Here is a 235-nt window from a genome sequence, read left to right as displayed (position 1 = left end):
CCTCCGCCACCGTGAGCAGTCCGCCGTGGGCGGAGAGGATCTCGCGTAGCTCCCGCGTGCGCACGTCCCGCACTGCTCGCGTGTCACCGACGAGCCTCTCGAGTGTCGAGTCGTGGAACAGCACCACATCGCCATCCGCCGTGACCTGGCAGTCGGTCTCGACATACTCGGCGCCCGCCGCGTGTGCGGCGGCGAAGGCAGCAGCGGAGTTCTCCCAGATGCCCGAATCCTCGCC

Annotated in this window: 1 protein-coding gene; it reads right to left on the bottom strand. The window is 69.4% G+C overall.

Annotation, left to right across the window (positions count from 1 at the left end):
* A partial coding sequence (locus tag SB753_RS41440; protein ID WP_410805738.1) for a glycerophosphodiester phosphodiesterase family protein occupies nucleotides 1-235 on the bottom strand: 235 nt, incomplete at both ends.

It is taken from the genome of Paraburkholderia sp. SIMBA_053, assembly GCF_046534895.1.
Lineage (GTDB): Bacteria > Pseudomonadota > Gammaproteobacteria > Burkholderiales > Burkholderiaceae > Paraburkholderia > Paraburkholderia caledonica.
The sequence above is the reverse complement of the archived record's forward strand: the minus strand, read 5'-3'. Positions and strand labels throughout refer to the sequence as shown.